This is a genomic window from Geobacter sp. AOG2 (assembly GCF_019972295.1).
Taxonomy (GTDB): domain Bacteria; phylum Desulfobacterota; class Desulfuromonadia; order Geobacterales; family Pseudopelobacteraceae; genus Oryzomonas.
Genome location: NZ_BLJA01000001.1, coordinates 3330716 through 3349150, shown reverse-complemented (window position 1 = coordinate 3349150; position 18435 = coordinate 3330716). Strand labels below are relative to the sequence as shown.

18 protein-coding genes are annotated in these 18435 nt (G+C 58.1%); 3 read left to right on the top strand and 15 right to left on the bottom strand.

Annotated features, from left to right (window positions below; genetic code table 11):
* The first annotated feature begins 119 nt into the window (after window positions 1-119).
* Entirely contained in the window at window positions 120-1184 is a 1065-nt protein-coding gene (locus tag LDN12_RS15230) for a hypothetical protein (protein ID WP_223923507.1), read from the top strand.
* A 155-nt stretch (window positions 1185-1339) separates the two neighbouring features.
* Here LDN12_RS15230 and LDN12_RS18015 read toward each other — a convergent pair whose 3' ends face one another.
* The 10 genes from LDN12_RS18015 to LDN12_RS15185 form a co-directional block, all read right to left on the bottom strand.
* On the bottom strand, window positions 1340-1537 hold the full coding sequence (locus LDN12_RS18015) for a GSU3473 family protein (RefSeq protein WP_374045064.1): 198 nt from the start codon (window positions 1535-1537) through the stop codon (window positions 1340-1342).
* A 129-nt stretch (window positions 1538-1666) separates the two neighbouring features.
* Window positions 1667-2227 carry a nitroreductase family protein gene (locus LDN12_RS15225; RefSeq protein WP_223923506.1) on the bottom strand — a complete coding sequence of 187 codons (561 nt, stop codon included), beginning with the start codon at window positions 2225-2227 and terminating at the stop codon, window positions 1667-1669.
* A gap of 258 nt (window positions 2228-2485) precedes the next feature.
* Complete coding sequence (locus LDN12_RS15220) at window positions 2486-3226, bottom strand: tetratricopeptide repeat protein (protein ID WP_223923505.1); 741 nt, start codon at window positions 3224-3226, stop codon at window positions 2486-2488.
* 41 nt (window positions 3227-3267) lie between these two features.
* Entirely contained in the window at window positions 3268-4740 is a 1473-nt protein-coding gene (locus LDN12_RS15215) for a transglycosylase SLT domain-containing protein (protein WP_374045063.1), read from the bottom strand.
* 377 nt (window positions 4741-5117) lie between these two features.
* Entirely contained in the window at window positions 5118-5432 is a 315-nt protein-coding gene (locus tag LDN12_RS15210) for a YtxH domain-containing protein (protein WP_223923504.1), read from the bottom strand.
* Window positions 5433-5434: 2 nt separating this feature from the next.
* Complete coding sequence (locus LDN12_RS15205) at window positions 5435-5830, bottom strand: DUF948 domain-containing protein (protein WP_223923503.1); 396 nt, start codon at window positions 5828-5830, stop codon at window positions 5435-5437.
* Between the two features lie 78 nt (window positions 5831-5908).
* On the bottom strand, window positions 5909-6862 hold the full coding sequence (locus LDN12_RS15200; RefSeq protein WP_223923502.1) for a hypothetical protein: 954 nt from the start codon (window positions 6860-6862) through the stop codon (window positions 5909-5911).
* 213 nt (window positions 6863-7075) lie between these two features.
* Window positions 7076-7645: a D-sedoheptulose 7-phosphate isomerase gene (gene gmhA / locus LDN12_RS15195; RefSeq protein ID WP_223923501.1), complete on the bottom strand. Its 570-nt coding sequence runs from the start codon at window positions 7643-7645 to the stop codon at window positions 7076-7078.
* A 3-nt stretch (window positions 7646-7648) separates the two neighbouring features.
* Window positions 7649-8731, bottom strand: a complete 1083-nt coding sequence (locus LDN12_RS15190) for a glycosyltransferase family 2 protein (RefSeq protein ID WP_223923500.1) — start codon at window positions 8729-8731, stop codon at window positions 7649-7651.
* A gap of 129 nt (window positions 8732-8860) precedes the next feature.
* On the bottom strand, window positions 8861-9904 hold the full coding sequence (locus LDN12_RS15185) for a rod shape-determining protein (protein ID WP_223923499.1): 1044 nt from the start codon (window positions 9902-9904) through the stop codon (window positions 8861-8863).
* 264 nt (window positions 9905-10168) lie between these two features.
* Here LDN12_RS15185 and ileS point away from each other — a divergent pair, with 264 nt between their 5' ends.
* Both ileS and lspA read left to right on the top strand, forming a co-directional pair.
* Window positions 10169-12943, top strand: coding sequence for an isoleucine--tRNA ligase (gene ileS, locus LDN12_RS15180; RefSeq protein ID WP_223923498.1), 2775 nt, complete (start codon window positions 10169-10171; stop codon window positions 12941-12943).
* 218 nt (window positions 12944-13161) lie between these two features.
* On the top strand, window positions 13162-13644 hold the full coding sequence (gene lspA / locus LDN12_RS15175) for a signal peptidase II (RefSeq protein ID WP_223923497.1): 483 nt from the start codon (window positions 13162-13164) through the stop codon (window positions 13642-13644).
* Between the two features lie 43 nt (window positions 13645-13687).
* Here the strand turns inward: lspA and LDN12_RS15170 are convergent, their stop codons facing one another.
* The 5 genes from LDN12_RS15170 to panC all read right to left on the bottom strand — a co-directional run bounded on the left by LDN12_RS15170 (window position 13688) and on the right by panC (window position 18259).
* Window positions 13688-14092 (bottom strand): hypothetical protein, encoded by a 405-nt coding sequence (locus LDN12_RS15170; RefSeq protein WP_223923496.1) that lies wholly within the window; start codon window positions 14090-14092, stop codon window positions 13688-13690.
* A 197-nt stretch (window positions 14093-14289) separates the two neighbouring features.
* Entirely contained in the window at window positions 14290-15459 is a 1170-nt protein-coding gene (locus LDN12_RS15165) for a VWA-like domain-containing protein (RefSeq protein ID WP_374045062.1), read from the bottom strand.
* Window positions 15460-15580: 121 nt separating this feature from the next.
* Entirely contained in the window at window positions 15581-16840 is a 1260-nt protein-coding gene (locus tag LDN12_RS15160; RefSeq protein ID WP_223923494.1) for an amidohydrolase family protein, read from the bottom strand.
* A gap of 169 nt (window positions 16841-17009) precedes the next feature.
* On the bottom strand, window positions 17010-17405 hold the full coding sequence (panD, locus tag LDN12_RS15155) for an aspartate 1-decarboxylase (RefSeq protein WP_223923493.1): 396 nt from the start codon (window positions 17403-17405) through the stop codon (window positions 17010-17012).
* Between the two features lie 2 nt (window positions 17406-17407).
* The gene (gene panC, locus LDN12_RS15150) at window positions 17408-18259 is read right to left on the bottom strand and encodes a pantoate--beta-alanine ligase (RefSeq protein ID WP_223923492.1); all 852 of its coding nucleotides are present in this window, start codon (window positions 18257-18259) and stop codon (window positions 17408-17410) included.
* Window positions 18260-18435 lie beyond the last annotated feature (176 nt).

The following is an 18435-nucleotide window of genomic DNA, read 5'->3' as shown; positions in this document are numbered from 1 at the left end:
CACACTTTACGCACCATGATAAGGCGTTTCCAATATGTTGCCCCAAAAACGTCAGCGGGCTTGAAGCGCGGACCATTTGCGGCTATGATTAGAAAACTTATCGCCCAAGAGGGACGTTTGTGAATATCGCCCAAATGAAGCTGGTCCTGCGAGAAATCCTCGCAAAAACCGATCTGACGCCGTGTGTCGTTGGGCACCGGGGCGTCGGCAAAACTGCTGGCATCATCCAGGTCTGCCGCGAGGACAACTGGCACTACGCCTCCCTACGCCTTGGACAAATGGAGGTCGGCGACCTTGTCGGCATCCCCTATCGGGACGGGGATGTCATGCACTGGTCGCGCCCGTCATGGTGGCCGGCCGACAACGACCCACCTACGGTGGTCCATTGCGACGAGTTGAATCGCGCCCAACAGGAGGATACCCTCCAGGCAATTTTCCAGTTCGTCGAACCGCCCATTGAAGGAGAGCCGCGCGCCCTGCATACCCATCGGCTGTCTACCCGCCACAAGGTGGTGGTGACCATCAATCCGCCCGACGGGAGCTACCAAGTGGCCACCTTGGACCGTGCGCTGATCGACCGGATGGTGATGCTGTACGTGGAGAGCGACCATGCCTGCTGGTCCCGCTATGCCGCCGAGCGGGGGTTGGATGAAGGGGTCCGGCAGTTCCTGTCCGCCAACACCAACCTGCTGGCCAGCCAGGGGACTCCCATGGACCTCCAGGTGGAGCCAACCGAGCGGGCCTGGGAGATGATCAGCGTCCTGCGCAGGAACTGCCGCTTTCCAGGCGACCTGGAGATAGAAGTCTATTCCGGCATCGTCGGCCGGGAGGCGGCCATTATGTTCATGCGCTGGCTGGCCGACTACCGGCATCGCCCCCTGACGGCCGCCGATATCCTCAACAACTGGTCGGAGGTAGCCGAAAAAGCGGCGGCCCAGCGCGACGACATCCAGGCGGCCACCATGACGGACCTGGCGACATCGCTCCAGGTTTCGCCGCTGCTAACACCGTCTCAGGAAGAAAACCTGATGGCTTACATTGCCGTCCTGCCTCGTGACCTGCGCTTCGCCTTCGTCAAGACCCTGCTCAAGATTCCTGCGGTTGCCTTGGCCATCAGCCAAGATAAATACGACACTGTGGTCTTCGACGCCATCCGGGCCACCAGTGAAGAAGCGCGACGCTGAAAAACGCAAATAGCCCCCCCTAACGCGACACCCCGCCGGAATATCTCCGGCGGGGTGTCGCAGAACGCAAATTTCTTTTTTTGTTTTTTCTGGCGTCGCTGCCCAGGAGCCGCACCGTCGGGCGCTTACGCTCTCGCTTCTTCGCTGTTCATCCCTTAGGCATTTGTGCCGCCTCTTCGCTCAACTCCATTATAATTTGGGCTTCTTCTCCACCGAACAGGATCTACGCCGACGGTGACCCACCCCGTACTACGCTTGAACCGTTGGACCTTTTTCGTTTCCAACAGCCGATCAAGCTGGAACCCCTTGACGTAATCATACCTATTGTCGTCATAGAGAACATGGATAAGCATGGCTGCCTCCCTGCGGGCCACACCCGCTATTCGTTAAAAAACTTTTATTTTTCTATAGTTACACCAAAAGCTCTCTATCTATATACCAAACTGCCGGTGTAAATGCAAGGCGCTCTTGCTTTTTCGGCTTTATGCCCCCCATTTTTCGTAATGTATGATTTCAGACAATGGCTTGCGCAAAGGTACGCTCTCCGGGATCTCTTGCGGGTAGCCCAACGGTATGAGCCCCACGATGCTGATGTAGGCCGGAATACCGAGCAGACTCCCCACCTGTTTTTCGTCAAAAATCCCAACAAAGACGCTTCCCAGACCCAGACTATGGGCGGCCAGCATCAAACTTGCCGCGGCGAACCCCACGTCGGTCATGTAGTACTGCTGTCCCCGCGTGTCGCCCGATTGATTGCATTCGGCGCAGGCGGCGATCACCACCGGTGCATCGGCAAGGGCTCTTTGAGAAGGGTTAGACTTGTACCCCTTTGTTGTGAAAACGGAATCCGCCCCTGAAAGCTCGCTGATTCTTCGCTTCAGGGCAGGCTCCTGGACAACCACAAACCGCCAGCACTGCATGTTAGCCCACGAAGGCGCCATGCGGGCCGCCTCCAGAATGCTCTGGAGTTTCTCCACTTCCACCGGCCTGTCGGAAAATCTGCGAACGCTCTTCCTGGTCCGTATCGCTTCAAGAGTTTCCATCGCCCCTCCGTTCATAATCGTTTCATTTGGTGAACCTGTACACACAGGCACCCTGCACACATCTCATCATCGTGCGGGTGATATATCCCACCCTGATCAACAAACGATCCCGCGAAGCCGGCGGAACACCTCTGATACCGAGGTGGAATTCACACTTTTGTCAATATAGTACGATATTTCGGCAAAAATGATTACAAAAAGAAAAGCCGTCTCGCGACGGCTTTCAAAGGTGTGGTAAGGGGTTAGTAAAAGAGGGGCCTACCTTCTGGCCACCGTGCGACGTTGCATACGACCGCCCATGGCCGCCATCTGGTGTTTCTGCAGGGCTCCAAGGCTCTCCAGGTGGAACTGGAACCACATGTCGCCGTAATTTCTCATCTTCATCTTCTTGCCCTGTTCCAGGCAGTCGAGGTTATCCTTGAGCGGACCATTGCCGGGCAGCTTTTTCAATCCTTTTGCCAGAACATCCTTGGCTTTCGACACGTCGCCGCACTCGTTCAGGCAGTAGGCGTATAAGCCCCAAAGTAACGACTCCTTGCCGTTCCACTGGACCGCCTTCTCAAAGGTGCTGATCATTTTGTCCTTTTTCTGGCGCTTCATGTAACAGATGGCCAGCATCCCCATGGCCGCCCAGTTTTTGAAAAAAGATTTTTCGAGATACGGGAAGGCATTGGAGAAATCGCGCTTCATGTAGTAGATCATGCCTATCTGGGAGTTGACCTGACCTTCCACGTAGATTTGCCATTTACCATATTGCAGGGCCTCCTTCAACTCGCGAACGGCCTTTTCAAAGCGTGGCGGTTGCGCTTGGAGATCCCTGCCGGCAGTTTCAATGGAAACCATGACCTTCTTCATGATGACGCGGGAGATGAGTATGAAGGCAACGGTGAATACCACCAAACCGAGTAAGAACGACGCCCACCAAGGGAGCTTGACGGCGAAAAGCAGCAGTAGAAACAATGCCACGCCCGAGGCGGCGGAAATGAGGATATTATACATCAATACTTCCTTTCATTAATGATGCTGCTAGGACAAAAATATCAGCTTTTCTGTGCTTCGGGCACCATTTCCCCATTTTTCTCGATAAACTTTGCAATGATAATGCGCCGTCCCGGCTTAAGGGCAACCCGTTCCTTCAGGTTATTCCATACCGAGAGAAGCTTTGAGGAAACGTTGAAGCGTCTGGCGAGCGACCCCAAGGTGTCGCCTTTCTTCACAGTATAATATTTGGCATACCCACCCTTGGCCGTATTAGCGGCTGAACGCCCCTCATGACCGAAATCAACCGTCTGACGAACCGGTACCACAAGGGTCTTGCCAGCAATGCGGCTCTTTTTGGAGAAACCGTTCAATTCGGCCAGCATGTCCGGGGTTGTGTTGTAACGACGGGCAATTCCCTTGAGTGAGTCTCTTTTACGGGCGCGGTAGCGGGTATAGAGCACCTTTTCAGTGAACCGCTGATCCTCGGGAATCTTGGCGTAAGCGGCCTCGAATTGCAGCTTTGTCCCCTTGGGTATTTTGAGTTCGTAGTCGGGATAATTGGGGGGGGTGCACCAATGGCGCAGGTCGGGATTCAATTCCTTGATCGTTTCATAGGTAGTGCCGATCAGTTTGGCCGCTAGCTCCAGATCGGTACGCGAAGGAAGCTTGACGGTATCGAATTCGATCGGTGACAGGTAGGCCACGTCGGAAAAACCGTAACGGGCGGGGTCCTTGGCTATTATGGCGGCAGCCAGCAGCTTGGGGACATACTCCTTGGTCTCGCGCTTGAGATAGGAACCTCGGGAAATCTCCCAGAAGTCATTCGTATTGTACATGCTGATGGCGCGCAGAATCTTGTTTTCACCGGCGTTATAGCCGGCGGCAGCCAGATACCAGTCTCCGTTGAACATGCCGGAAAGTTCTTTCAGGTACAAGGCGGCGGCGACCGTCGCCTTGAGCGGATCCTTACGTTCATCGATCCATTGGTCGATGCGCAGGGAATACCGCCGGCCAGTGCCGGAGATAAACTGCCACGGCCCCACGGCATTGGCCACCGAACGGGCATGCAGGTGAAAACCGCTCTCGATCATGGCCACATAGACCAAATCTTCCGGCATCCCTTCGCGCTTGAATACCTCTTTCATCATCGGGATATAGCGTGATGAGCGAGAGAGCCAGCGGGAAAAGGATTGTCTGCCCCTGGTCTGGAAATAGTTAAGAAAATATTCAACTTTACTATTGAGGGTAAGGGGGATATCGGCCTGGGGCAAATCAACGTCGGGCAGAGCTAGTTCGGTGCCATCATCCGTTTTGTCCTTAAGCTCCTCAAGGGTAAAGAGTCCGCTGGTGTTCTGCTGCGGTTCCGCTTCGGCCGTCAGTTCGTCGCGCGGGACGAGTGCCACCTGTTCCAATGCGGGCAGCGCCGGAGCCGTAGGACTCGTTAATTCGGCCAGCAGGGGTTGAACCGGCTCCGTCGCACCAGCCGGAAACGCACACAATACAAGGAGTATGGCTATGACGATATGCTTCACACGATTTCCCGGTAGATACCGCACGGTGGCTTCACGCCAGCAACAGGAATTTTCAAGACTTCGCGATACGGAGGACTAATCCGCACGGTCGCTTTCAGCCCTTGCCCTGCCACCTGATTCCAATGCGGTACCCAATAAAAGTTCGTGGATTATAAAGGAATTTGAAGAGAAAGTCAATGGCGGGCAAAGCCTTGCGGCGTGGGCATCTGCGAGGTACGACACCATGTTTCCTTTTTGCCGTTGGGACTACAGCAACGGTTGCCGATGAATTTTCCGACCGACCCCCGGTCCGTAGCCTTTGTTCCAAACCAAAGCCCTGGGAGGTATCATACAAAAAAGCCCACCGTAGTGGGCTTTTTTGTATTCGAAAAATACCATCAGGGCGTGGAGGTACGCTCCTTCTCCCGATGCATCGCTTCCCGGCCGGCTTCGATAGCCGACGCAAGGATGGATTTCTTCTCCACGATCGTTTCCTTACCATCCTCGATGGCCGTTTTGATCTTATCCTGGGCATCCTTGGCATATTCCTTGATCTTGTCTACCGCATCCTCGGTCAGATCGGCAATGGTTTCGCGCATCTCCTTGCCGCTTTTCGGTGCATACAGCAGTGCAAGTCCAGCGCCGAGAGCCGCTCCGGCCAAAAAAGACACCATTACCGTTCCAGCGGAAATTCCTTTTTCCTCGTCAGACATGGTCATTTCCCTCCCCGTTTCTTGAGATAGCGTTCAATCAGATATTTCCCCGCCACCTTGGCGCCGATCGCCCAGGTCGAGGTGGCGTTGAGCACCCCGGCAACCATTCCCACCGATCGGTTTATGGTGTTAAGGTTATCGCCGGTTTCGCCCAGTGCCGTCATGAAACGTTTGACATCGTCTGCATGGTCGGCAGCGCCCGCGCCAACAGTTTTCAACTCGGTCAAGACCGCCGTCAGTTCATGGAGAGCCGGTTTCAGTTCTTTATGGACCATATCCGACAGCGACCCCAGGGAGATCGCCGCCCGCTTCACGGCCAGAAGGGTCGGAATAAAGGCCAGCACCATGATGCAGAGCGCCGCCGAGATAACAATCAGCACAATTCCGGTCAAGGTCATTTTTTTCTCCGGATAACGTTTTCAGGGCTTCCACGGTACTTCACAGTATAAAACAAAATGGGAATAATTCAATCTGTTTCAGGCAATGCCGATTTTATCCAGAACCCCAGCTGCAAGGAGTGGAACCATGATTTCGTGGTGGCCGGTAATCGCCAAGCCGCGGCTGTCGCCGGCGGTCGGGCGCTTGACCACGTTTTGCAACGGGCGGTAATGTTGCTGCATATCAAAGTTGACGGTAGTGAAATGGTCCACGTGAAAGCCCATATTCTGCGCGATGGAAAGCGCTTTGAGAAACACCTCCGGCATGACCACGGCGCTACCGATATTAAGGAAGACCCCTCCGTCCCCCAAGGTTGCCACCACAGAGGTGAACAGGCGGAAATCGGTGAATGTGGCTTCCCCCAGCACGGCGCCGTCAGCCTCCGGGTGTTGATGGATAATATCGGTGCCCATGGCCACATGTACCGTGGCCGGAATGCCTTTGGCACGGCAGGTGGCCAGCAGGCTGGCACCTGCATGGGGGTTGCCGTTTTCAACGATAAAGCGACCGAGGGCCTCACCGTAACCCATCCCCTCGGCAACGCCAGCCTTGAGCGCCCGGTTGATGTCGCGCCCGGTCTCCTCAGCCATGCCAAAGGTGCCGCAGTGAAGTACAGCACCCACATCCTCGCTGGTCTCACCGATCAGCGAGATCTCATAGTCATGGATCGAGGCGGAACCATTCATAGCTACCGCCGTCACAACGTCGGCGTCGATCAGCGCCTTCAGCACCGGTTGCAGGCCGCACTTGATCACGTGACCGCCAATGGCGATCACCACCGGCTTACCCTTGCGATGAGCCGCAACAATCGCCTCAATGGCCGCATTGAGGCTCTCCGCACCCAACTGATTGGGCATGGCCGCCAAAAGGGCGCTGACGGTCATTCCGGGGGTAACGGCGCCAGCAAAATCAAGGGCAAGAGAGACCTTGTTCCGACGCTCAGCGATGGGGTAGGTCTTGACGGAGGAGAGATCGATTGGCTGGAGCTTCATGGTGGGTGCCTTTCTTTATACGTACAATCTGCCACAGAGAGACAGAGGGAAAACGAGGATAGAACCGAAACAACTCCTCCCCAAGCGAGGGGAGGGGCCTTGGTTTTACCTCTTTCATCCTGCCAAGTCATATTGATAAAAGGGCCTACTTATGACTTTCCCTGTATCCCCGTGACTCTGTAGCAGAATGCTATTTGGACATTTTTCCCGTGGTTATCCAAACAATGCCTTTTCCACCAGATCGCAGACGATATGGATGATGGCGATATGCCCCTCCTGGATGCGGGGGGTGTCGTCGGACGGGACGACCAGCGCCAAATTGCAGGCGGCCTTGATGCCGCCACCGTCACGCCCCAGCAGGCCGATGGTGCAGCAGCCGCGCTCACGCGCCAGTTGAAAGGCCTTAAGTACGTTGGGAGAATTGCCGCTGGTGGAGATGCCGACCACCACATCGCCCGGTGCCGCAAGGGCCTCGACCTGACGGCTGAAGACAGCCTCGAAGCCGTAATCGTTACCGATAGCGGTCAGGATAGAGGTATCGGTGGAGAGCGCCACGGCCGGCAGTGCCCGACGTTCCAGCTTGAATCGTCCGACGATCTCGGCAGCAAAGTGCTGAGCGTCGGCCGCCGATCCGCCGTTGCCCATCACCAACAGCTTCCCTCCTTTGGTGAGGGTATCGGCCAGAATGGTGGCCATCTCGGTAATCAGCGGCACCATCTCCCGTTCCATAACCTCGAACAGTTCACGATGGGCCTGCAACTGCGCCGTCACATCTGCAACCATGAACTACCTCCGTTCCGGCCCCGCTGGGCCGGCGTCTTGCTCGTGTTGCGTTTCTCCACCCCAGATCGTAGCAGCCATCCCGTCGAAGGGGATGGCCATCTCCATGCCTGCAGCAGGTGCATCATCCTTCCAGCGCACCATGATCATCTCAGGGGCAGTTTCCCGGAGCACGCCTATCTTGCGTACAAGATCCCGCTGCGGCATGAGCATCGACAGCCGTACCAGCTCTATGCCGGTATGCAGGGAATTCCAGCCACAACGGTGGAATTCCCTGGCTTGGCGATGATGTAGCAGCAGGGTGAAGCGATGCCCTCGACGGGAACCTTCAAGGATAGTTTCCACGGCATCGGCAAGGGTAACGGCATCCGTATCCTGGCCAAAGTAGACGCCATAATGGAGGCTGACGCCCCATTGCTCCAGATAGCGCTCCCTGCTGATGCGAGCCTGGGTCTGCCGGCGCTCGTCCGAACCAAAGACGGCTTCCTGACCACAGACCAGTTGGGAACGTGACGTCGTACAGGTACGATATCCCTTGCTCCATGCACGACGGATGTAATCGGTCAGACACCATTCGCCGCTGTCCAAACCCTCGTCGAAGCAACCGATCTGCATGCGCATCTCGGCTTTCAGAAGTAGGCTCGAAAACGATACCGTGAAGGTCTCGAGCGACGAGCTATCACGTCTGTTATTGACCGAAAGGCGCAATGGAGCCCCGCTGCCGCTGAAAACCGGCGAAACGATGCCGACCGGGGCATCCTGAGTGGCATCCCTGAGGGCTTCCAGCCAGCCGGATGTGACCAGCACATGCGGGCGGACAATAACGGCAAAATCACCATCGGAACGCGCCAGTCCCCTGTTGATCGCCGGCACCAGCCCAATATTGCGCTCGGATTTTATGAACAGGCCGCGCTCCCCCAGCGGTTCGGAGAACTCTTCAAGCATTAATTCGGTATCCCGGTTACTGCCGTTATCGACAATGATCATGCGAGCCTCGGGGGAGTACCTGAGGATCGCGGCCAGGCAGGCGCGGGTTTCGAAAGGACTGTTCCAGACGGGGACGATTATGTCGACGGGGGGATTTGTCATATCAAGGCAATGAAACACGTACGGGGATGGACAGGAAAAGCAGGATCGACTATTCGCGGCACATCCTGAAGGCCCTGTTCATCCCCGTCAGTAAAAAGTTTCTTCACGCCGCTTTGGGCACAGGCACGGTTAGGACGTAACAGCGACCCGGCGGAGAAGGTTCAATTCATCAAGCACCTTGCCGGAACCGAGAACAACACAGTCCAGCGGATTCTCGGCGATCAGCACCGGAACCTTGGTGACTTCGCGCAGCAACATGTCAAGATTACGCAGTTGAGCGCCGCCGCCGGCCAGGAAGATGCCCTTGTCAACGATGTCGGCCGCCAATTCGGGTGGCGTCTTTTCCAAACAGATCCGCACCGTATCCACGATAGCGTTGACTGCCTCTTTGAGGGCCTCGCGGATCTCGTCCGAGTTTACCTCGATGGTTTTGGGGATACCGGATACCAAGTCGCGCCCCTTGACGCTCATGGACAAGACGTCGGGACCGGGGTAGGCCTCACCGATTTCGATCTTGATGCTTTCGGCCATGCGCTCGCCAATTTGGAGATTGTATTTCTTGCGGATGTACTGGACGATGGCCTCGTCCATCTTGTCGCCCCCCATACGCGTGGACTGGGCATAGACGATGCCGGCCAGAGAGATTACCGCCACCTCGGTGGTGCCGCCGCCGATATCAACGATCATATTGCCCGAGGCCTCGGTAATGGGCAGGCCGGCCCCAATGGAGGCGGCCATCGGCTCCTCGATCAGGTACACCTCGCGGGCACCGGCCGATTCAGCCGATTCCTTGACGGCACGCTTCTCCACCTGAGTGATGCCTGAAGGAACGCAGATGACGATGCGGGGGCGTACCAGGGTCTTGCGGTTATGCACCTTGTGGATAAAGTAGCGCAGCATCTCCTCAGTGATGTCGAAGTCGGCGATGACACCGTCCTTCATGGGGCGGATGGCGGTGATGGAGCCAGGGGTGCGGCCCAACATCTGCTTGGCTTCCATACCAACTTTGAGCACCTTCTGCTGGCCGTTGTGCATCTTCTGGACCGCAACCACCGAAGGTTCGCGAACCACGATCCCTTTGCCCTTCAGATAGACCAGGGTGTTGGCGGTTCCCAAGTCAATGGCCAAGTCATTGGAAAACATACCAAACAGGTAATCAAATATTTTCAACATTATTCTGGCGATCCTTTCGAAGTTATGTCTGGCTCTAGTCCGGAAAAAGACTAATTATGCTAACAGACAAGGGCAGTAAATGCAAGGGGAATATGGTTATTTGGGCGTAGTCCCTGAACTCGGCGGCGCCCTCGACATTGCAGGCCAAAAGACGGCCCTCTGCTTGCCGCCCGGCAAGCAGAGGGCATTCCTTGACATTTCTCAACTATCACGCTACTTTTGTAAAATTTGCAACCACGCAGAAGCCTGTGAGGAGACAGCACCATGGATTACAAAGACACTCTCAATCTGCCCCAAACCGACTTTCCCATGAAGGCCAACCTGAACCAGCGGGAACCGGAAATTCTCGGCAAATGGGAAGCGGAGGGATTGTATGCCCGCATGGAGGAAAACAGCAAGGACAAGCCGCTCTATATTCTGCACGACGGCCCCCCCTACGCCAACGGCCATATCCATATCGGCCACGCCCTGAACAAGATCCTCAAGGACGTGATCCTGAAGAGCAAGCGCATGGAGGGTTTCCGCGCGCCCTACGTGCCGGGCTGGGACTGCCACGGCCTGCCGATCGAACTCCAGGTGGAAAAGAACCTGGGGTCGAAAAAGCACGAGATATCCAAGCTGGATATGCGCCGCGAATGCCGGAAATACGCGGAGAAATTCATCGCCATCCAGCGGGACGAGTTCAAGCGCCTGGGCGTACTGGGCGACTGGGACACCCCCTACCTGACCATGAACTATGCATACGAGGGGCAGACCGCACGGGAACTGGCCAAGTTCGCCAAGAACGGCGGGCTGTACCGCGGCAAGAAGCCGGTCCATTGGTGTTCCTCCTGCGTCACGGCCTTGGCCGAGGCCGAGGTGGAGTATGCCGACCACACCTCGCCGTCCATCTACGTCCGTTTCGCCCTGCAGGACGACGTTTCCGGCGCCATCCCGGCCCTGGCCGGCAAGCAGGCCTATGTGGTGATCTGGACCACGACCCCCTGGACCATCCCGGCCAACCTGGCCGTGGCCCTGCACCCCGAGTTCGACTACGTGGCCCTGGAGACGGAAAAGGGCGTCCTGATCGTGGCGGAGGGGCTCAAGGACACGTTCCTCAAGGCCGTCGGCCTGACGGGTGAGGTCATTGCCACCTTCAAGGCGACCGCCCTGGAGCGCAAGCGGTGCAAACACCCCTTCTACGACCGCGATTCCATCGTCCTTCTGGGCGAGCACGTAACTCTGGAGGCCGGCACCGGCTGCGTCCACACCGCCCCGGGCCACGGCCAGGAGGACTACGAACTGGGCCTGAAGGAGGGACTCGATATCTACAATCCGGTGGACAACCACGGAAAGTATATCCAGAACCTGGAATTCTTCGGCGGCCAGTTCGTCTTTGCCGCCAACCCGGCCGTGATCGAAAAACTGACCGAGGTGGGGGCATTGCTGGGGCGGGCCGATATCGTCCACTCCTACCCCCATTGCTGGCGCTGCAAGAAGCCGATCATCTTCCGGGCCACCGAGCAGTGGTTCATCTCCATGCAGGCCGCCGACCTGCGCAAGAAGTCCCTGAAGGCCATCGATCAGGTACAGTGGATTCCCAAATGGGGCAAGGAGCGCATCTACGGCATGATCGAAAACCGGCCGGACTGGTGCATCTCGCGCCAGCGCACCTGGGGCGTGCCGATCACGGCCTTCTCCTGCAAGGCCTGCGGCGAATACCTGGCCGACGGCGCCATCATGGACCACGTGGCCGACCATTTCACCCGGCACAGCGCCGACGTCTGGTTCAACTGGGAGGCCGCTCAACTCCTCCCCCAGGGGACGGAATGTCCAAAATGCGGGGCAACGGAGTTCGAGAAGGAGATGGACATCCTGGACGTGTGGTTCGATTCGGGCGTCTCGCATGCGGCCGTGCTGGAGCCCAATCCGGAACTGGCCTCGCCGGCCGACATGTACCTGGAGGGGAGCGACCAGCACCGCGGCTGGTTCCACTCCTCGCTGCTGGAGAGTGTCGGCACTCGCGGCCGCGCCCCCTACAAGAATGTCCTGACCCACGGTTTCGTGGTGGACGGCTCCGGCCGCAAGATGAGCAAGTCGGTGGGCAACGTGGTGGCCCCGGAAGAGATCATCAAGAAGTACGGCGCCGAGATTCTGCGCCTGTGGGTGGCTGCCCAGGATTACCGCGACGACATCCGCATCTCCCAGGAGATCCTGAGCCGTCTGTCCGAATCCTATCGCCGTATCCGCAACACCAGCAAGTACATCCTGGGGAACATCAATGACTTCGACCCGATCAAGGACAGCGTGCCGTACGCGGCAATGCCGGAGATCGACCGCTGGGCCCTGCACCAGTTGGAACTGCTCAAGGAAAAGGTGCTGGCCTCCTACGGCGAGTACGAGTTCCATGTCCTGTACCATGCCGTGAACGGCTTCTGCACCGTGGAAATGAGCTCGTTCTACCTGGATATCCTCAAGGACCGGGTCTACACCAGCAAGAAAAACTCCCTGGAGCGGCGTAGCGCCCAGACCGTCATGTACCGCATTCTGGACACCCTGCTGCGCCTGATCGCTCCGGTGCTTTCCTTCACCGCCGACGAGGCCTGGCAGTACCTTCCGGGCGAACACGAGTCAAGTGTCCATCTGGCAGCATTTCCCAAACTCCAGCCCGAGGTAAGGGACGACAAGCTGGTGGAGCGCTGGGAGCGGATCATGAAGGTACGGGCCGAGATTTCCAAGGCCCTGGAGCAGGCCCGCGTGGCCAAGACCATCGGCCATTCCCTGGATGCCGGGGTGACCATCTGCGCCGAGCCGGAACTGTTGGCCTTCCTCCGGGAATACGCCACAGAACTGGCTGCAATCTTCATCGTCTCCAAGGTCACGCTGGTTGACGCCATGGAAGGCGACAGCTATACGACGGAAGCCCTCTCCGGTTTACGGATACAGGTGTCGGCCGCACCGGGCGAAAAATGCGAACGCTGCTGGTGTTACAGCGAGGATCTGGGACAGGATACATCGCATCCTGCCATCTGTCCAAAATGCACCAAGGCGGTAGTCTAGGAGGTTGTTGAAAAACAGCCGTCTCGCCGCCATCCTCGAAGGCCCTTTCGTGCGGCGTAGCGCTGCTACGCCTCCTCAGGGCCTTCTCCGGGTGCGACGATCTGACTATTTTTGAACAACCTGAGTTTTTCGACAGCCTGTTAGAAATGGGGAATGCGGCTTTTTCGCAGGCTCTCCCTGATCTTGCAAAAAATCCACATTTCTCAGGAGGTTATGCAGTGAAAAGTCGTTGGGTTATTTTTTCTGTTATAGCTGTTATCGGACTGGTCGCCGATCAGATCACCAAGCTGTACATCGACCGGAGCATGCAGGTGTTCCAGTCGATCCCGGTCGTTGACGGCCTGTTCAACATCACCTACGTGCGCAATAGAGGGGCCGCCTTCAGCTTCCTCTCCCACGCCTCCTGGCGGCTCCCTTTCTTCATCGCCATCTCGGTCATTGCGGCGGTGGTGATCGTGGTAGCTTTCAACCGTCTGCGCAACGACCAGCAATTGGCCCAAGTCTCCCTCGCCATGATCTTCTCGGGTGCCGTGGGCAACCTCATTGACCGGGTCCGCCAGGGTGAGGTCATCGACTTCCTCGATGTGTATTGGAGAACGCACCACTGGCCGGCCTTCAACGTGGCCGATTCGCTGATCTGCGTCGGCGTGGCCCTGCTGGCGCTGGACATGCTGCGGGAGGAACAACGGCAGAAGAGGTGAATGAGAACGGATGGGAGATGAGAGAAAAATCTCTCATCCCTCATCACAGATCCCCGGTCATCTCCTGCAACAGGTAGAGCTTGGGGTTCAGGCCGCCGACGCAGGCGATCACCGCCTTGAGACGCTCCTCATCCAACCCGCACTCCTCATCGACCCCCTGAAAATAGTCGAAGCCCTTCGGCAAGACGGAATAGCTGCCATCACGCAGCAGCGACACATCGACCATGTCGTTGATCCTCCCCTGGGCCTCCCAGGGGTCGCGGTAGTTGAACTGACGCGCCACCACGTGCAGCCCCATGCCGTTGGGAAAGGCCGCCTTCACCTCGAAGGAAAACTCCCGCGGGGCGCTATAGCTCTCGCTCCTCCCGGAACGCACCATCACCTCGGCCCCCGCCTCTTCCAGCAGTTTCCCGACCGATTCAGCGGTCATCGGTTTGAATTCGTCCATAAAAAGTTCCCTTCGAAAAAAATCTGCCACAGAGACACGGAGACACAGAGAAAACCTAAAGTAAGGCCCTAAAAACTAGTGATTTTGATTCTGGTCAACTCTGTTCTTTTTGTTTTTCTCCGTGTCTCCGTGTCTCCGTGTCTCTGTGGCAGATTATGATTTTTGTGCTTCCGTGTCTCTGTTATGGACTTTTCCCGTCACACATCCAACCGCAGTTCCACTCCCCACGGTACTGGCCGCTCACCCTCACGGGTCAACACCCACAGGGTGGGGAACGGCATCGTATCCGGGGCCGGACCGATGCCGTCGGTCAGGTAGATGACCGCGGCCGGCAGGGGGTGCATCCCCTTGGCATACTCGAAGACCGGCCGCAGATCGGTGAAACCTCCGCCGTCGTAACGCTGGGTTACGAACGACGAGCTGTCGAAGGCCTCCACATGCTGAATGCGACTGTTTGCGTACAATACCGTAATATGGGCGTCTCGCCCCCGGGCGATCTGTAGCAGTTCGCGGGCAAAGGAGTCGCGCAGTTCCACGATGTTGGTGGAATCGCTGACATCGATGCCCACCAGCAGGTTGAGGCGTCGCCGTTTTTGGATACCAGGGGTTTCGTGGCTGAAACGGCGGTGCTCCCGCATCCAGGTACTCTTCCGCCCCACCCGCCCGGCTGTGGCGACAAACTGTCGCAGCAGTTGACGCCAGGGGATGGGCGACGGCCGCAACAGCCCCTCCACCAAAACCCGGATATCTCCCGGCGCCTCGCCGTCGCTCCCCCGCAAGCTATCCCGCGTGATGCTCCGCACCATCTCCTCACCCAACGGCAGCGGCGTACTGTCGGCATCGCTCCAAATCTCGTGTTCGTCCAGGGTTGCGGCATCCTGAACAGCGTCACGCCCCTGGCCGGCCGCCCCCCGGTCATCCTGTTCCCCATCTCCGTAACCGCTGCCATCCAGGCTTCCGGTATCGAATGGTGGAACCAGCAAGGCATAATACTCCTCGGCCGCCAACCCCGCTTCCAGACCGTACTGCTCCGGCATGAGCGCATCGTCCGGCAGCCCTTCGATGCCGGGGTTGATGGCCAGATCGCAGGCAACGTCCCAATCATGGCCGTTGCGCTGCTTGCGCCGCAGGGGATGGAGATGGAGGAGATGCTTGACCAAGTGTTCCAGCAGGGCCTGCTGCCCCTCGCGGGACAGGGCGGCAAACAAGGGGGGATTCAGAGAGAGGGTCGGCACACCGTCCCGGATGGTCACGCCGGCGGCGTGATCGGTTGAAGGCTGGTCCATGCGGCGCAGGTTAAGGATGAAATGGCCGTAGAACGGCTTTTCCCGCAGCAGGCGGACAATGGCGGTTTCAAGGGTGTTCATGGAAGACATGGGATACATGATATCGCTGAGAGTCTGAAAAATTCAACGTAGTGCCCGTAAACCGGCAAACGACAAAGTACGCGCCACATACAACAACAAAGGCCAACGGCAAAGCGTTTCCTCAGCCGTCGGAACCCGCATATCGCTCCCCGCCCGCATAGACCTCCTGGACCGTCCCCTCAGCCACGAGCCGCTCCAGCACCTTCTCCGCCGCTGCCCCTCCGTTTCCCACCACCTGAAAATCGGCGCGCTTGCCCGGCTCCAGAGAGCCGCAGAGGGCAGACAGGCCCAAGGCGGCGGCCCCGCCAGCCGTAACCATGCTGAAGGCCTCCGCAGGCGACAGGTCGTGGCGGAACAGGTCCAGGGCGAAGCGCATCTCCTCCCACAGGGAGAGGGAATCATTGCTGGCCAGGGAATCCGTACCCAGCGCCAGGGGAATGCCGAGCGATTTGAACAGGTGCAACGGCGCCATACCCACATCGAGACGTTCGTTGCTACGAGGACAGAGCGCGATGGAACACCCGCGTTGTTTGAGGATCTCCCCATCCGATGGGGTGACGTGGACGCAATGCACGGCCAGGGTAGCGGGCGTCAGCAGGCCGTAGCGGTCCAGGAGTTCGGTGGAGCTGCAGCGACGGGGCGGCATCAACTGTTCCTGCCAGCCCACAAAGGGGTAGAACTGCTCCGCCAGGGGGCCGGCGGTGTCGAAGACGAAATCGGCCTCCTCCCTGGATTCGGAGATATGGATTGCCAGGGGAATGGATCGGGCAGATGCCGCCTCGCGGATTTGCGCCAGGTTTCCCTCGCCGATGGTATAGGGACTGTGGGGCGACAATCCGGCAGTGAGCCGGTCACTACTCCCTTCACAGGCGGCAAGCGCCTTGTCCAACATACCGCGAAGCCGGTCCGGGTCATGGCCGAGCAGTTCGAAGAAGAGACGGCCCCCAAGAGGCGATGCCTGGTAATGTGGCGCCAAGGCTGGGTTGGAGACGATCTCCCCCACGGCCGTGGTGCCGGACTCCAGGCACATGCGGACTCCCTCCCGCAGCGAAGCGAGAATATCGTCATCCTTGAGGCCGCGCCTGATCTTGATCAGTTGGATGATCCAATCCACGAAGCGGCGCGGGTTATACTCCACATGGGTACGCAGCCTCCAGGAAGAGAAGTGGGTCAGTTCCAGGTGGGTGTGGGCATTGACGAAACCGGGGATGATGGCGCTGCCGGGAAATTCCACCACCGGAGCGGCATGGGTGCTCTGCAACTCGGCGAGCGTACCAACGGCAGCTACCGCGCCACGACGCACCAGGAGCGCTCCGCCGGCAACAGGGGGGGCATCGGGGTTGATCAGCCATGAGGCGGCGTAGATGGTGGATTCGGACATATTCAACCCCCAACGCGGTGTCCGCCATGAAGGCGTATGATGCCTTCGGGCGGGAATCCGTCATAAATCGGGACGACGGTGGTTAATTATACCCACAACCCGTACAAAAGGAAACAGGCAGAAAGCCGAAGCTGCCTGCCTGGATCCCTCCAATCCTATCCAACTGCGGTTAGTGCACGCACTTCAATTTGGACTGCCCCGCATCTTCCTTACGGGTCGGCAACATACGGTTCTGTTCGTCCACGAAGACAAGCTTCGGTTCGTGGGCGATAGCAGCTTCGTTGTCCATGTTGACAAAGCTGGCAATGATGACCAAATCCTTGGGGGCCACCAGCCGTGCGGCGGCGCCGTTGAGGCAGATCACGCCCGAACCGCGCTCGCCCTCAATGGCATAGGTCTCCAGGCGGCTGCCGTTGGTCACGTCCCAGACCGCCACTTTCTCGTAAGAAACAATGTCGGCCGCATCCATCAGGTCGCGGTCTATGGTGACGCTCCCCTCGTAATGGAGATCGGCTCCGGTCACGGTGGCGCGGTGGATCTTGCTCTTCAACATGATTCTCTGCATGGTTACAACTCCTCTCCAAGTAAGGTATTATCGATCAGTCGAGTCTGTCCCAGCTTGACCGCCAGCGCCACGAGTGTTCCGCTGTCCACGGTCTGCAACGGTTCCAGCGTAGTGCCGTCGCGCACTTCCAGATAGTCTATGGCGGCCAGCGGTTCCTGGGCGATAACGGCCATGGCCTCGTCTTTAAGGACGGCTGCGGAGCGTTCCCCAGTGGCATACCGGTCCCGGACCCGCACCAGGGCACGGGAGAGACAGAGGGCAGCCTGACGCTCCACGGGTGACAGGTAGCTGTTCCGTGAGCTCATGGCCAAGCCGTCCGCCTCCCTGATAATCGGCATGCCGACCACCTGCACCGGCAGGTTCAGGTCGGCCGCCATGCGTCGGATAACGGCCAATTGTTGGTAATCCTTGCGCCCGAACAGGGCCACGTCCGGCTGGACGATGTTGAACAGCTTGGTCACCACCGTGGCCACGCCGTCGAAGTGCCCCGGACGGCTGGCGCCGCATAGGTGCTGTGAAAGTTCCCGTACCGCCACACCGGTCTGAAACCCGGACGGGTACATGTCGGTGGTCGCGGGGGTAAAAACGATGTCAACGCCGCATGCCTCCGCGGTGCGGCAGTCCCTCTCCCGGTCCCGGGGATAGCTGTCCAGATCTTCGTTTTGGCCGAACTGGATCGGGTTGACGAAGATGGAGAGCACCAGGATATCGCCCCGTGTGCGCCCCTCCCGGAGTAGCGAGGCATGCCCTTCGTGCAGGTACCCCATGGTGGGGACGAAGGCGATGGTCTTCCCCTGGCGCTTGAGGCCCAGGGCGGTTTGCTGCATTTCATCGATGGCGGAAATAATTTTCATAGGCTTTCTGATGACCTTCTTTCAACTTGCGGCGGCGAAATGGCTGTTTTTCAGCCATCCAGGTTGTTCAAAAATAGTCAGATCGTCGCACCCACAGGAAGCCCCGCGGAGGCGTAGCAGCGCTACGCCGCACAAGGTGGCTTTCGAGGACGGCGGCGAGATGGCTGTTTTTCAAC

Coding starts and splice junctions, on each gene's coding strand:
- LDN12_RS18015 (WP_374045064.1), bottom strand. CDS start 1,537: ATGCTTATCCATGTTCTCTATGACGACAATAGGTATGATTACGTCAAG.
- LDN12_RS15225 (WP_223923506.1), bottom strand. CDS start 2,227: ATGGAAACTCTTGAAGCGATACGGACCAGGAAGAGCGTTCGCAGATTT.
- LDN12_RS15220 (WP_223923505.1), bottom strand. CDS start 3,226: ATGTATAATATCCTCATTTCCGCCGCCTCGGGCGTGGCATTGTTTCTA.
- LDN12_RS15210 (WP_223923504.1), bottom strand. CDS start 5,432: ATGTCTGACGAGGAAAAAGGAATTTCCGCTGGAACGGTAATGGTGTCT.
- LDN12_RS15205 (WP_223923503.1), bottom strand. CDS start 5,830: ATGACCTTGACCGGAATTGTGCTGATTGTTATCTCGGCGGCGCTCTGC.
- LDN12_RS15200 (WP_223923502.1), bottom strand. CDS start 6,862: ATGAAGCTCCAGCCAATCGATCTCTCCTCCGTCAAGACCTACCCCATC.
- gmhA (WP_223923501.1), bottom strand. CDS start 7,645: ATGGTTGCAGATGTGACGGCGCAGTTGCAGGCCCATCGTGAACTGTTC.
- LDN12_RS15190 (WP_223923500.1), bottom strand. CDS start 8,731: ATGACAAATCCCCCCGTCGACATAATCGTCCCCGTCTGGAACAGTCCT.
- LDN12_RS15185 (WP_223923499.1), bottom strand. CDS start 9,904: ATGTTGAAAATATTTGATTACCTGTTTGGTATGTTTTCCAATGACTTG.
- ileS (WP_223923498.1), top strand. CDS start 10,169: ATGGATTACAAAGACACTCTCAATCTGCCCCAAACCGACTTTCCCATG.
- LDN12_RS15170 (WP_223923496.1), bottom strand. CDS start 14,092: ATGGACGAATTCAAACCGATGACCGCTGAATCGGTCGGGAAACTGCTG.
- LDN12_RS15165 (WP_374045062.1), bottom strand. CDS start 15,459: ATGAACACCCTTGAAACCGCCATTGTCCGCCTGCTGCGGGAAAAGCCG.
- LDN12_RS15160 (WP_223923494.1), bottom strand. CDS start 16,840: ATGTCCGAATCCACCATCTACGCCGCCTCATGGCTGATCAACCCCGAT.
- panD (WP_223923493.1), bottom strand. CDS start 17,405: ATGCAGAGAATCATGTTGAAGAGCAAGATCCACCGCGCCACCGTGACC.
- panC (WP_223923492.1), bottom strand. CDS start 18,259: ATGAAAATTATTTCCGCCATCGATGAAATGCAGCAAACCGCCCTGGGC.